A 13,781-nucleotide genomic window follows, 5' to 3' on the forward strand; every position below is an offset into this window, starting at 1 on the left:
GATGAAAATTTATCGTCCGCTGTGGAACGAGGGGGCGCTGTTGTCCCCTCAGCAATTCCAGCAACAGTCAGAATGGGAAACTTTCCGCAGCGCAGGCGTTGCGGCGCTCGCAACGACATTTTCGTGGGGCGTGGAGCGGGTTGAATTTGATGACAGGCTGTTGGGCACAGGCCTGATCCAGATTACACACCTGCGGCTCTGGCTGCCCGATGGTACGTTGATAGATACAGCAGTCAGCGATCTGCCACCAGAACCGCGCGAGCTGGAGCTGGCGCAGCATGCCGAGGCGGTCACGGTAGTGATTGCCCTGCCGCTTATGCAGTCCGGGCTGAATAACGTGCAGCAGGACTCGGCGATGGCTGATCGGCCGCTTCGCTACCGCGAAGAGTGGGTCAATGTTCAGGATGCTTTTAGTAGCGAGGAAGAATCCGTCGCTGTCGCCCGCTTTAATCTGGCGATACGTTTTGAACACGAAGATAACGCGTCGTGGCAGTGCTGCCCCGTTGTGCGTTTGATTCGCGACGGACAAGGATGGCGTCAGGACCCGTCATTTATACCGCCAATGGCATTGTTCTCTGCAAGCCCGACGATGCGTGAAAGACTGGTGTTATTAAACCGTCAGCTTCGCGCCCGTCGTCAGCGTTTGATGTCCATGCGTCGTGAAAGCAATGAGCGACTGGCTGATTTTGCTGTGGCAGACGTCTCTCTTTTCTGGCTGCTCAATGCGCTGAACTCGCATGCGCGGGTACTGACAGAATTCGAACGTTTTCCAGCCCGCCCTCCGGAGCAGGTGTGGGCGGAACTCGCGAGGCTGGCTGGCAGTATGCTGACGTTTTCTCTCGACAGCGACCTGGACGCCATTCCCGGCTATGACCATGCCGAACCAGAAAAAACGTTTCCTCCACTTTTTGAGCTGATTACTGGATTGCTTGAAGCCAGTCTGCCGTCCCGTGTTATCGCGCTGGACATGCTTCGACCGGACGAGCAGACCTGGAAAGCCTCGCTGCATGATATTCGTCTGCGCGAAGAAGCTGATCTCTATTTGTCTGTCAGGTCTGACGTTCCCGCCTGGCAACTGGCGGAGAAATTCCCTGCATTATGTAAGGCAGGTTCACCGGATGATGTGAATGCTATTTCCACCGTCGCACTGCGGGGGATCCCGCTTATTGCCGTCAACCGCGTTCCGGCAGCGCTGCCGGTGCGGATGGAAAACCAGTATTTCGCGCTGGACATGGAGAGTGCCGCGGCCCGAGACATGCTGGAACAGGGGATTTGCATGTTCTACGTGCCAGCTTTGTTGGGTCGGCTTGATCTTGAACTGTTTGCGGTACTGCGATCATGAGAAAAGACATTGATATTGATGAAGTGATGGCGGAAACCTGGCTTACCGTCACTATGCTCAAAAACGGCGCAACAACGTCCGACGGTAATGTGCTCTACGACACCTGCTGCAAACACGTGGAAAGCGTGCGCGAGGCGCTGGATCTTGCCGGATACGACGAGGTCAGTATTGAGCATATTTCCTATGCGCAATGTGCGTTGCTTGACGAAGTGGTAATGAGTAGAACGCCGCGTGAGGGCGACGATGTTGAGGCAGGTCAGGCTGCCTGGCGAAAAGCGCCGCTGCAGGCGCGCTATTTTGGTTCGCTATACGCAGGGGAAGCTCTCTGGGATCGTATCGCTGAAATATTACGCCAGCCTGCGCCGGTTATGGCTGTTCTGATCTGTTACCACCGGGTAATAGCACTGGGGTTCCGCGGATTGTATAGCCGTTCAGTCAGCCAGTTACAGCGCGAAGAAGTGATTAACGCGCTTGCTGAGCGAGTCCCGCCTCTGGATGCAGACATCTCGTTGGTGGTGCGTGGGGCCGGCAAGCATCGCTATAGCCTGCTGCGCTCCGTTTGGTTCTGGATTGCTGCGGCTATTGTGGTCACTGGCATTGTGTGGTGGGGAGGGCACCTCTGGCTCCAGGCTCTGTTGTCAGAGCAATTACCGGAGTTGTCTCACTAATGCGTAAATCAGTCCTGGTATCTCTGACCTTTCACGTTCTGGTGGGTGTCGCGGCACTTTTATGGCTGCTGTGGGGATTTATTCCTGTAGGTACGCTGTTTAAAGGCGTGATAACGCTGTGCATAGCTGCGATGGCGATCTGGCTGGTCTGCTTAAAAAGCAGCACTGGCAAGATGATAGCCGAGGATGAAGCATCTCTCTGTGAGCTGCCTGTGTTTGATGCCGGAGGTCCTGTTGTTCTCGTCTGCGGGGATGAACTGGACGCATTATTTTCTGGACAAACAATGCGCAAAACCGCACAGGGCTGGTGGTTTCGGGTTAATGACGTCAACAGGCTAAGCGACGTTGTTCGCGGCATTCATGAACAACAGCCGCGTCAGCTCGGACAACTTTCTGTTATGTATTCCTGCCAGCCCGACAAACATCAGGATGAAGCCGTGTTGCGCGCGTCACTGAAAACGTTGCGCCAGCAAATGAAGCAACTTAATCAGATTGCCGGATTTTCTGTGCCGGTGATGCTGAGTGGTGAGTTTTCCGGCCCAGAAACCCCATGGCTTGTCGTGCGCGGCGATAAACCAGTTGTTTATCCGGTTGATGATACACCACAGGCTTTGGATGACTGGCAACAAGAAAATCCTATGGTGCTGATGCCAGTCATTCGGGAAGCTTTTACTTTTATGCGCATCATTCTGATGGATGAACTGGCAAAAGACGATCGGCTGTTTCCGGCGGTTCATCCGTTTGCTGTCCTTTTAAGAAGTGGTAAGGCATCTACTGACGCAGCTTCACTGTGGTCGCACCACTTGTATCGCCTGACGCATCTGATTTTACCGCAGGCAGTCGGAGCTGCGAAAGCATCAGGACGTTTTCCTGATGCGGTGTTACCGATGCTGGCGCCTTACTGTGCTCCCGTGCAGGGTGGGCAGCGCACTCGTCGTCTCGCCTTATGGATTCTGGTATGTATTCTGATTGCTTTGGCTTTTTCTGCTCTGAATAACGCGGCGTTGATTCGCCACGTCGGAACGAATTTGCAGCGCTGGTATGACATTCCAATGAATCATTATGAGCCTAAGGCGAAGTCGCTCGCGGCGCTTAAACAGGATGCTCTTCTGCTGGAGCGCTGGCAGCGACAGGGGGAACCCCTCCGGTATGCACTGGGTTATTACCCTGGCCAGCGTTTATGGCTGGCGTTACAGAAGGCAATTGACACGTATGTGCCCCCTTCGACAAATGAGCCTGAGCCACAACCAAAAATTATCCGCCTCGACAGTATGTCTCTCTTTGACACCGGCAAATGGGCGCTGAAACCCGGATCTACCAGGCTACTGGTGAACTCACTGGTCGGGATTAAGGCGAAGCCCGGCTGGCTTATCGTAGTGGCGGGCCATACCGACAGCGTGGGTGATGAAAAATCCAACCAGTCGCTTTCCTTGAAACGCGCCGAATCCGTTCGCGACTGGATGCGCGACACCGGCGACGTGCCGGAGAGCTGTTTTGCGGTGCAGGGCTACGGCGAAAGCCGACCCGTCGCCACCAACGACACGACAGAAGGCCGCGCGCTTAATCGCCGTGTCGAAATCAGTCTGGTACCGCAGGCAAATGCCTGTCAGTTACCGGGCAACACCCCTGCGTCATCTCAGGATGATGACGTATCAAAAAATGAAATGGAGTAATTAACATGGCAATTCCAGTTTATCTGTGGCTGAAGGATGACGGCGGCGCGGACATTAAAGGTTCCGTAGACGTGAAGGACCGTGAAGGCAGCATCGAGGTGGTCGCGCAGGAGCACAATCTGTACATCCCGACCGACAATAACACCGGCAAGCTGACCGGCACGCGTATCCACACCCCGTTCCTGTTCACCAAGGAAATCGACTCCTCCAGCCCGTACCTGTACAAGGCGGTGACCACCGGTCAGACCCTGAAGTCTGCGGAATTCAAGTGGTACAAAATCAACGATGCGGGTCAGGAAGTGGAGTACTTCAACACGAAACTTGAGAACGTGAAGGTGGTGAAGGTCAACCCGCTGATGCACGACATCAAGGACCCCTCCAAAGAGAAGCACAACCATCTGGAACAGATTGAGCTGCGCTACGAAAAAATCACCTGGACCTATAAAGACGGCAACATCATTCATTCCGATTCCTGGAATGAACGCGCTACTGCCTGATTTCCTGAGCAGACGGTTCTCCGTCTGCTTTTTTTGCTGAGTACCTGGTCCTCCGGGTATTCAGCAAAGAAAAACACAATCTGCCAGCCTGACCGAATGCGCTTTGGGTTCCTTAAATGAGGAAAAGCGACGGGCGGTAGCGTGTCCGGAACTGATAAAGAGAGAATCTCATGGAAAATCCAGCCATCCTGTTACGTCGTCTTAATCCTTACTGTGCCCGTGCGATGGAGGGCGCTGCCTCCCTGTGCCAGACCCGGTCCCATGCGGAAATCTTGCCTGAGCACTGGCTGCTGAAACTGCTGGAGCAGGGCGAGGGCGATCTGACGGTACTGGCGCGGCGCTATGAATGGGATATGGACGCCATCTGGCAGGATTTGCTGGTGTTCATGGATTCACTGCCGCGCTCAGTGCGCAGCCGTCCGCAGCTTTCGGACGCGGTGCAGTTGTTAATGCAGGATGCCTGGCTGCGCGCCTCGCTGGCAGGGGAGGAGCACATTCGCAGCATTCACCTGCTGATGGCGCTGGTGGAAAAACAGAGTCTGGCCCGCTGCGATGGTCTGTGGCCGCTGTTAACGCTGGCCCAGAGTCAACTGGAGCGTTTACGTCCATTGCTGGATGCGCAGTCGGACGAGCGACCGGAGGTGCAGCAGGAGGCTGAGATGACGCAGGGCGGTGAGGTGGAATTTATCGGCCGGCCGGTTGATGCCGGTGTAAAAGAAGGGGAACTGAATCCGGCCCTGCAGAACGCGTTGGATAAGTTCACCCTCGACGTCACCGCCCGCGCTCGCGAGGGTAAAATCGACCCGGTGTTTGGCCGGGATAATGAAATCCGCCAGATGGTGGACATTCTCTCAAGACGCCGCAAGAACAACCCGATTCTGGTAGGCGAGCCGGGTGTCGGCAAGACCGCGCTGGTGGAGGGGCTGGCGCTGCGCATTGCGGAAGGCAATGTGCCGGATGCGCTTAAACCTGTTTCGGTGCGCACCCTTGACCTTGGGCTGCTGCAGGCGGGTGCAGGTGTGAAGGGTGAGTTCGAACAGCGGCTGAAAAACATCATAGACGCGGTGCAGCAATCGCCACTGCCGGTTCTCCTTTTCATTGACGAGGCCCACACCATTATCGGCGCAGGCAATCAGGCGGGCGGGGCGGATGCAGCCAACCTGCTGAAACCGGCCCTGGCCCGCGGTGAACTGCGCACCATCGCCGCCACCACCTGGAGCGAGTACAAGCAGTACTTCGAACGCGATGCTGCCCTGGAGCGCCGCTTCCAGATGGTTAAGGTTGACGAGCCGGACGACGACACCGCCTGCCTGATGCTCCGGGGGCTAAAATCCCGCTATGCGCATCACCACGGGGTGCACATTACGGATGAAGCCGTTAGAGCCGCCGTTATCCTCTCCAGGCGTTACCTCACCGGCCGTCAGCTGCCGGACAAGGCGGTGGACCTGCTGGACACCGCCTCGGCGCGTATTCGCATGAGCCTTGACACTGTGCCGGAACCGCTAACCCGGATGAAGGCGCAGCTCACGGCCCTGGCGATGGAAAAGCAGGCCCTGCTGGAGGATATGGCGGTGGGTCACGCCACCCATGGAGAGCGCCTGGCCGCCATCGAACAGGACGAAATCAACATTATCCTGCAGCTCGACGCGCTGGAAACGCAGTACGGCCAGGAGCTGAAACTCACAGAAGAACTGCTCGCCTGCCGCGCGGATATCTCGCGTCAGGCGGAGATTGCCGACCTGCAACAGCAACTGAGAGTAGTTCAGCAGGGTAACCCGTTGCTTGGGCTGGACGTGGACACGCGTACTGTCGCCACCGTCATTGCCGACTGGACCGGCGTGCCGCTCTCTTCATTAATGAAGGATGAGCAGACGGAACTGCTGAGTCTGGAAACCAGTCTGAGCAAACGTGTGGTGGGCCAGGATGCCGCGCTGAACGCTATTGCGCAGCGCCTGCGCGCCTCAAAAACCGGGCTTGCGCCGGAGAATGGCCCGCAGGGTGTGTTCCTGCTGACCGGTCCAAGCGGCACCGGCAAAACCGAAACCGCGCTGGCGCTTGCCGATGAACTGTTCGGCGGCGAGAAATCCCTTATCACCATCAATCTCTCCGAATACCAGGAGCCGCACACCGTCTCCCAGCTCAAGGGGGCGCCTCCGGGCTACGTCGGCTACGGCCAGGGCGGCATCCTCACCGAAGCGGTACGCAAGCGTCCATACAGCGTGGTGCTGCTGGACGAAGTGGAAAAGGCGCACCGGGACGTGATGAACCTGTTCTATCAGGTCTTTGACCGCGGTTTTATGCGCGACGGCGAGGGGCGGGAAATCGACTTCCGTAACACGGTGATTTTGATGACTTCCAACCTCGGCAGCGACCATATCATGCAGATGCTGGACGAACAGCCGGAGGCCACCGAAGGTGACCTGCACGAACTGCTGCGCCCGATTTTACGCGACCATTTTCAGCCAGCCCTACTGGCCCGTTTCCAGACCGTGATTTACCGTCCGCTGGCGCGGGAGGCCATGCGCAGCATCGTCGGTATGAAGCTGGCTCAGGTGAGCACACGTCTGCAACGACACTACGGAATGACGACGGAGATCGGCGAAAGCCTGTATGACGCGCTGACCGCCGCCTGCCTGCTGCCGGATACCGGGGCGCGCAATATCGACAGCCTGCTTAACCAGCAAATCCTGCCGGTATTGAGCCAGCAGTTGCTCACTCATATGGCGGTAGGACAGAAGCCGCAGCGCCTGACGATGGGTTGGGATGAAGAGGAGGGGATTGTGCTGGCGTTTCATGAGCCAACAGAAGGAGAGGCACCATGAGCAGTTCCCTGATCAACAAGGCAACCAATGCGGTGCAACAGGTTTCAGGGCAGTCACGTTACCGGGTTGATGTGCGTGGATGCGGCGATTTCCTGGATGTTCTGCGTTACAGTGCGGTTGAGTCACTCAGCCAGCCATGGCGGTATGATATGACAGTCACCTGTTCCTCTGCGGATATTGGCTGTGATTCGTTACTGCTGAAGCCTGCGTCATTTACCTTCCAGACCCGGATGTTTGACGGAACACCGGCGCTGCCGGTCAGGACGGTTTTCGGCGTGGTGGAATCATTTCGCCGGATATCCACATCAAATGATGATACCCGTTATGCACTGACGCTGGTTCCCCGTATCGCGCTTCTTGGCTTTACGAAGGGTAGCCAGATTTTCCTCAACCAGTCGGTTACGGAAGTGGTTGAACAGATCCTGCGTAAACACGGGCTGGAGGGGGCAGATTTTGAATTCCGCCTGTCCCGCGAGTATCCGGCCCGTGAGCTCATTACTCAATGGCGGGAAACTGACCTTGAATTTATTCAGCGCCTGCTGGCTGAAGTCGGTATTTACTGGCGTTATGAAATGGACAGCCGTCTTGAGCAGGACGTGGTGATTTTTCAGGACAGTCAGCAGCAGTATGAATTTGGTGTCACCCTGCCATTACGCAACCAGGCCGGGATGAGTGACAGTGGCCAGGAGAGTATCTGGGATATTCAGACCGCATACAAGGTGGTGAGCGGGAGCGTGGCCACCCGTGACTACAACTACCGTGAAGCACTGAAACCTCAGGACAGTTCCGAAAGTATTTTCAGCAGGGAAGGGATCACTACCGGGGAAACGTACCATTATGCGGAACCCTTCCTGACAGCAGGTGACGCTGAAAGTACAGAGTCCGGTGCATATTTCGCCCACCTGCGTCACGAACGTATTCTGAATGCGCAATATCGCGTCAGTGGGCGCTCCTCCAGCCCTCATCTGGCTCCGGGTCAGGTACTTGAAACTGACGGCAGGTTACCCGATGCCGTGAAAGAAGGCATCGTCATCACCACGGTGCGCACCAGCGGTTCACGCAAAAGCAGCTTTACGCTGAGGTTTGAGGGCATCCCCTATAGCGAAACTGTCTGCTGGCGTCCGGCACTGCTCAATCGCCCGGTGATATCAGGTTCACTCCCGGCCCGGGTGGAAAGCACACAGAAAGGCGACTCCTATTCCTGGCTCGACCCGGACGGGCGCTACCGGGTTAAACTGGACTTCGACCGCAGCAGTCCTGAACAGGGCTATGCCTATCTGTGGCTGCGGCTGGCTAAACCCTATGCCGGTGATACGTATGGATTCCACTCACCGCTTATCGACGGAACGGAAGTGGCCGTCGTATTTGACGGCGGAGACCCGGATCGTCCCTACATTGCTTATGCCCTGCATGATTCAGAACATCCGGACCATGTCACCAGCGACAATCATACGCGGAACGTGTGGCGCACTCCGGCGAACAATAAGCTGCGGATGGAGGATAAACGCCAGGAAGAACATATCAAGCTCGCGACAGAATATGGCAAAACGCAGCTGAACATGGGACACCTGGTCAACAGCCAGCGTGAAAAGCGCGGGGCCGGTTTTGAGCTGCGAACGGATGAGCATGGCGCTGTACGTGCGGCAAAAGGGCTGTTCCTGACGGCTGATGCCCAGGCCAAAGCTCAGGGACCGGTACTGGAAATGGCGCCTGCGATTAACCAGATTAACCAGGCCAACAGCCAGATGCAGGCCCTGAACAGCGCCGCTGAAGCCGCCGGAGCCCTGGTCTCTGACATCAATACCCAGATTAGTCTCGTAACCGACAAAATCAAAGACCTCCAGTCTTCGGTCCTGCTGGGTAGTGCTCCGCAGGGGGTGGCATTTACCTCAGGTGAACATCTTCAGCTCAGCAGTACCCGCAATACCATGATCAATGCCGGTCAACATCTTGATATCGGTGCAATGAAAAATCTGTCTGTCACGGTAGAAAAAGCTCTGGGTATGTTTGTCCATAAAGAAGGGGCTAAGCTGGTTGCCAACCAGGGAGACATCGAGATTCAGGCTCAGCACAACACGATGGCCCTGTTTTCTGAAAAACAGCTGACGGTGACCAGTAGTGAAGATGAAATTATTATCAGCACCCCGGAAACGCTGACGCTTAACGGCGGCGGGTCTTACCTGAGGCTGAGTAAGAACGGCATTGAACATGGTTCATCAGGTGAGTTCATTATCAAGACGTCGGACTATCTGGTACCAGGCTCAGGCGCAAATCTTCCCAACGAAACCCCCAATTTCAGCCTGACGGATATCACTCAGGAAAGCAAAATCAGCAGCAAATCTTTTAATGACTGATTAAAATGAAACCAAACTCAAAAAATCACTGCTGTTATTCACTTTCATTTTTTCGACACTTCCAAACCTCAGCTTTGGAGAGAATAACAAACCAACACTCAATGCGAAAAGTCCAGAGTTCGTTGTTAAAACGTTTTACTTTGATTATCTCACTGCATGGAATGATCCTGATATGGAGTGTGGTGCAGAGAAAAGCCAGAACGCAATTGATACCTATACAACGAAACATCTTCAGCAACTTAATAGTGATAATGATTCTGGCGCAGATTATTTTGTAGATGCTCAGGATATATGTCCTGACTGAGTAAATGAAATTGCAGTTAAAACATCGCCTGCGGGCAGTGATAAGGTTGCCGCTGAGTTAACGCTTTGCCATGCTGATAGTGAGTCAAAATATGATATCAGCCTTGTTCTCAAGAATGACAAATGGTTAATGAATTCGGTGAAATTCATATCCAGAAAAACAGGCCATTGCAACGAGAACTAACGGAGAGAGACAATGCTCACTCAAATCACTGCTCTTAGCACCATAAGTTCAAAACTTGCAGGTGTTTCCGTTATATTGAAAATGAGTTTGATAGCTGCAAATTTTAACGAGTGAGAATTCAATATGAAATTATCAACCCCAAACGTATTCCATGCTTTTTTTTACGCCTTCCTCCTTACTTGTTCACATGTGGCGCTTTCTGCTGAATCTATAAAACCAGCAGATATTGTTCATAATTTTTACTCTGAGTATCTCAAGGATGATACAGGGAATAATAATGCAATAATCAAAAAATACGTATCTGGCCAACTGATGAATAGCATCACTGATTCCATAATGTGTAATTATGATTCTGACGATTCTGTGTCTACATCAGAACTAGAGAAAAAATGTTCACAAAAACACGAGTGCAAACAATATAAAGGGAACTATATTTGTGACTGGTACGGTGTTTGGGTTGAGTCTGACGTCAATTATTTCACTAAGTCTCAAGAGACATACCCCTCCTGGAAGCTGAATATTAAGACCAGTACTATTACGGAAAATGGAAATAAGTCTGTGGTTGGGGTTGTTCTGGGTGATGATTCTGAACCTAAAAACTCACTCCATGTTTTCCTTAAAAAAATCGACAGTAGCTGGAAAATCATCAGCGTAACGGAATAAAAAGGCTGAATCCATGTGGAATAATAGTGCATCCGTTAGTTACATAAATAGTCATGTTGAACCAAGAAGTCTTGGGAAGTGCGCTGCATACGTCAGAAGGGCCGTGGAGGCTGGTGGTGTCAAAATTAAGATCCCACCGCCAAGGATTGGCAACTCCGCGTCAGCATGTGATTACGGCCCATCTTTTGAGACCGTAGGATTTAAGCCTGTTTATTCTTATACAGGTTCAGGCCCTACAGACACAGCAATTATACCAGGACAACAAGCAGGTGATGTTGTTATTATTCAACCTATTGATGGGCATCCTCATGGCCATATTGCTTTGTTTAATGGTACAAACTGGGTTTCAGACTTTATTCAACTTCGAGGATTCTATCCCGGCCAACAATATCGAAATGTAAAGCCCGCATATATCCTTTATCGTTACAATGACAATACTGCTTCTGATAGTAGTAGTGGCGGAAAAAATCAGCCTATCAAAATAGTATGGCCGATCCCCTCTAACAACCGAGGAAGTGAATTTGGGAGCCTGGAGGATATCCTTTCACATCTGGATGGGGAGTCTACCGGACAATACGCGATTGGCCGTAGCGGGATGTGGCATGGCGGTATACATATCACACATGCAACGACGCCATGGTGTGCTCTCAGTGGCAAAGCACCTCTGGAGGCATTTGATTTCCCGGTTGCTTTCAAAGGCGAGCAGGCTATACGTTGCATGGCTGATGGGGAAGTCGTTGCTTATCGTGTCTGCAAGGATTATCTGACGCTAGGCTGGGAATCTGGTCCACTAAGTTTTTCGGGGTCATTTGTCCTGGTAAAACACTATATTCAACCAGGTGAGAAAGAGTCCAGCGGACTACATTTCTACACCTTGTATATGCATCTTGCACCGTATTCAGCCTATGAAAGTGCGAAAAAAATCCACTGGATAACTCAGGATACGCTCTCTGGATATTCAGAAGCCGACTGGTTGATTATGGATTTGAGCCGCAGCGACCAGAGGCCAGCGAGTGCAGGCAATGTAAACAAAGGGACTCCTGTTACCTGGGATGCCTCAAATACTTCCCTCGCCGCCACCCAAGGGGGACGTACTTATGGACTGGCGACCCTGAACGCGGATAGCGGAAAACTGAAATCGGGCCAAAGAGTCTGGATGCTGGTCGACAATAACAATATTAAACCAGCGCCAGGAAGTGGCCCTGGCTGGTGGGATCATTTGGCTCCACCAGCAAAAGAAGTCATGGTACTCGATAAAACAGTTAGTCTCAGTTCACCGCTCCCTATTAAGGCTGGTGACGCGATTGGGCACATGGGCTACTATCAGGCACCAAAGGATGGTGGTTATGAGGCACGATACCAGGTACATATCGAATGTACCAGCATGGATGATAATCTGGAGAAATTCCTGACCAACCCAGAGAAAGTGGGGGAGAAAAACCCGCTCTGGCTGAAGTATTCTCCTGGCCTTGCTCTGTACATAAAAGATGTCGCGAAAGGCACTTTCTCAAAAGGAGCGACATCAACAACGCGGGCAGGCATTCTACCGTTGAGCAAAGTCACAACTGAAACGGATAAATCAACAAAACAGGAATACTGGCAGCTACGGCCAGAGAATGCCTACGTGCCCAAAGGCCAGGCAGAGCCTCAACTGTTGTCACAGTATGATCTGGCAAAGTTGGGTTTCAGGACTGAAACCGCTGAGCCTGCCAGCTTTGATTACCTGGATGGGAAAAACCAGCCTGTTGGTTTCTTCCGCAGTCTTATCAACGCACTTTACGAGGCTGCGACCGGTGATACCCGGACCAGTCATGCACTGGTGAAGCATAATTATCAGCGCCTTCTTGATAAAATTGATAGTGGAAACGACCGTTACTCTCCAATGGAATACTGGAGAGCACTTCATAATCCTGACTATCGTGACGTCATTCAGAAAACAATCGTAAAACATCCCAGCGACTGGTACTTCAAAAAAGGCGATGCTATCTGGCAGCCTTTCCTGAATGCGCTGAAGAAAGACGCTCCGGAATGGAAGAAATACAGCGAAGATTTCCTTGATAAAATGGCATGGATGCAGGATGTCACCACGGAGAAGCTAGGCCCCTCGTTATGGCATATGCATCCAATAATGTTCCTTGGTGCTCTAAAACCACGAAATGATATAGATTGGAGCAAGATGACCAAACAACAGTTTACTGATGCTGTTTATGAGGCCGCTCTTAAAGAACAAGAAAAATCAGGTATTCCTGCGGCAATAACAACTGCTCAGGCCATTGATGAATCGGGGTATGGGCGTAAGGTCCCAGTTGATTTAAACAATAAGACATATAGTTTCAATCTCTTTGGAATAAAGGCTAAAAGCGGACAGGAATTTGTTGAGATATGGACCACTGAACATATCAATGGAAGTAACATTAAAATTAAGGATAAATTTGCAGCATATAACTCTTTTGAAGAAAGTATTTCCGACAGAACTAGATTCTTAACTGAAAACAAGAGATATGCCTCACTATTTGAAAGCGATGATCCTGAAAAATGGGCTCATGGTCTTCAGGATAAAGGCTATGCCACAGACCCTAATTATGCTTCAAAGTTGATTGCTATAATGAAAGGTAGTTATATGAAAAGCAGAGGTTTGAAATGATTAAGATCATGCTATCCATCTTATTATATGGTTTTTGTTGCTATTCCTATGCTACCGACTTTTGTTCGGAACTGTCCAAAACAGCCGAGAAGGAACAAGCATATGTAGATCATGCCATGAATATGTTTAAGGTTGTATCGAAAACAAGACTTTACTTCCACAGCGCACCAAGTGAACAATGCAAGATTAATAATTTATTTTTAATTAATGGTGATGTTGTTTCAGGATACACCATTCTTAATGGATATTTGTTTGCATTATATTTCAAGAAAAATGGCGATTCGGTCGATGGATGGCTCAAACTATCAGATTTAAAAAATACCGGATATACAAGTGGTCCATCAAGTGACGAACAAACTGTTTTTAATATTATTCCAGATATCATAAAGAAGAACAAACTAACTACAGCACCTGAAGAATGTATCAACATCAGTGGAGATGACACTGACAATAAATACTACAAATTCGCTATAACCAAAAAAGTACTTGAAGAATGTAAAGACGTGCAACTCACTCCTTTTATCATCTTGGTAAAAAAAGGGACTCAAGAAACTTACACAAACCAAGGGGATGAAATAGATAAGTTTCACCCAATTGAATAAAATGCTGATTTTCATAGAGAGAAGATAAT

Annotated in this window: 9 protein-coding genes; all 9 read left to right on the forward strand. The window is 51.5% G+C overall.

Features of this window, described 5'->3' with window-relative positions; all coding sequences use genetic code 11:
• Nucleotide 1: 1 nt before the first annotated feature.
• The 9 genes from tssK (at nucleotide 2) to WFM46_RS14660 (ending at nucleotide 13,752) form a co-directional block, all read left to right on the forward strand.
• Nucleotides 2–1,342, forward strand: a complete 1,341-nt coding sequence (gene tssK, locus WFM46_RS14620) for a type VI secretion system baseplate subunit TssK (protein WP_336997902.1) — start codon at nucleotides 2–4, stop codon at nucleotides 1,340–1,342.
• Nucleotides 1,339–2,010, forward strand: coding sequence for a type VI secretion system protein TssL, short form (tssL, locus tag WFM46_RS14625; RefSeq protein WP_336997903.1), 672 nt, complete (start codon nucleotides 1,339–1,341; stop codon nucleotides 2,008–2,010). The genes tssK and tssL overlap by 4 nt, the downstream gene beginning before the upstream one ends.
• Nucleotides 2,010–3,683 carry an OmpA family protein gene (locus tag WFM46_RS14630; RefSeq protein WP_336997904.1) on the forward strand — a complete coding sequence of 558 codons (1,674 nt, stop codon included), beginning with the start codon at nucleotides 2,010–2,012 and terminating at the stop codon, nucleotides 3,681–3,683. The genes tssL and WFM46_RS14630 overlap by 1 nt, the downstream gene beginning before the upstream one ends.
• A 5-nt stretch (nucleotides 3,684–3,688) precedes the next feature.
• Nucleotides 3,689–4,180, forward strand: coding sequence for a type VI secretion system effector Hcp (gene hcp, locus WFM46_RS14635; protein WP_103179849.1), 492 nt, complete (start codon nucleotides 3,689–3,691; stop codon nucleotides 4,178–4,180).
• Nucleotides 4,181–4,350: 170 nt separating this feature from the next.
• Nucleotides 4,351–7,002 carry a type VI secretion system ATPase TssH gene (gene tssH, locus WFM46_RS14640; RefSeq protein WP_336997905.1) on the forward strand — a complete coding sequence of 884 codons (2,652 nt, stop codon included), beginning with the start codon at nucleotides 4,351–4,353 and terminating at the stop codon, nucleotides 7,000–7,002.
• A complete protein-coding gene (locus WFM46_RS14645; protein WP_336997906.1) occupies nucleotides 6,999–9,356 on the forward strand; it encodes a type VI secretion system Vgr family protein in 2,358 nt (785 codons plus the stop codon). Before tssH ends, WFM46_RS14645 begins: the two co-directional genes overlap by 4 nt.
• Before the next feature lie 610 nt (nucleotides 9,357–9,966).
• Complete coding sequence (locus WFM46_RS14650; RefSeq protein WP_336997907.1) at nucleotides 9,967–10,506, forward strand: DUF3828 domain-containing protein; 540 nt, start codon at nucleotides 9,967–9,969, stop codon at nucleotides 10,504–10,506.
• A 13-nt stretch (nucleotides 10,507–10,519) separates the two neighbouring features.
• Entirely contained in the window at nucleotides 10,520–13,150 is a 2,631-nt protein-coding gene (locus WFM46_RS14655) for a glycoside hydrolase family 73 protein (RefSeq protein ID WP_336997908.1), read from the forward strand.
• Nucleotides 13,147–13,752, forward strand: a complete 606-nt coding sequence (locus WFM46_RS14660; RefSeq protein WP_336997909.1) for a hypothetical protein — start codon at nucleotides 13,147–13,149, stop codon at nucleotides 13,750–13,752. The genes WFM46_RS14655 and WFM46_RS14660 overlap by 4 nt, the downstream gene beginning before the upstream one ends.
• Nucleotides 13,753–13,781 lie beyond the last annotated feature (29 nt).

Source organism: Leclercia sp. M50 (assembly GCF_037150775.1).
Classification (GTDB): domain Bacteria; phylum Pseudomonadota; class Gammaproteobacteria; order Enterobacterales; family Enterobacteriaceae; genus Enterobacter.

Coding starts and splice junctions, on each gene's coding strand:
- tssK (WP_336997902.1), top strand. CDS start 2: ATGAAAATTTATCGTCCGCTGTGGAACGAGGGGGCGCTGTTGTCCCCT.
- tssL (WP_336997903.1), top strand. CDS start 1,339: ATGAGAAAAGACATTGATATTGATGAAGTGATGGCGGAAACCTGGCTT.
- WFM46_RS14630 (WP_336997904.1), top strand. CDS start 2,010: ATGCGTAAATCAGTCCTGGTATCTCTGACCTTTCACGTTCTGGTGGGT.
- hcp (WP_103179849.1), top strand. CDS start 3,689: ATGGCAATTCCAGTTTATCTGTGGCTGAAGGATGACGGCGGCGCGGAC.
- tssH (WP_336997905.1), top strand. CDS start 4,351: ATGGAAAATCCAGCCATCCTGTTACGTCGTCTTAATCCTTACTGTGCC.
- WFM46_RS14645 (WP_336997906.1), top strand. CDS start 6,999: ATGAGCAGTTCCCTGATCAACAAGGCAACCAATGCGGTGCAACAGGTT.
- WFM46_RS14650 (WP_336997907.1), top strand. CDS start 9,967: ATGAAATTATCAACCCCAAACGTATTCCATGCTTTTTTTTACGCCTTC.
- WFM46_RS14655 (WP_336997908.1), top strand. CDS start 10,520: ATGTGGAATAATAGTGCATCCGTTAGTTACATAAATAGTCATGTTGAA.
- WFM46_RS14660 (WP_336997909.1), top strand. CDS start 13,147: ATGATTAAGATCATGCTATCCATCTTATTATATGGTTTTTGTTGCTAT.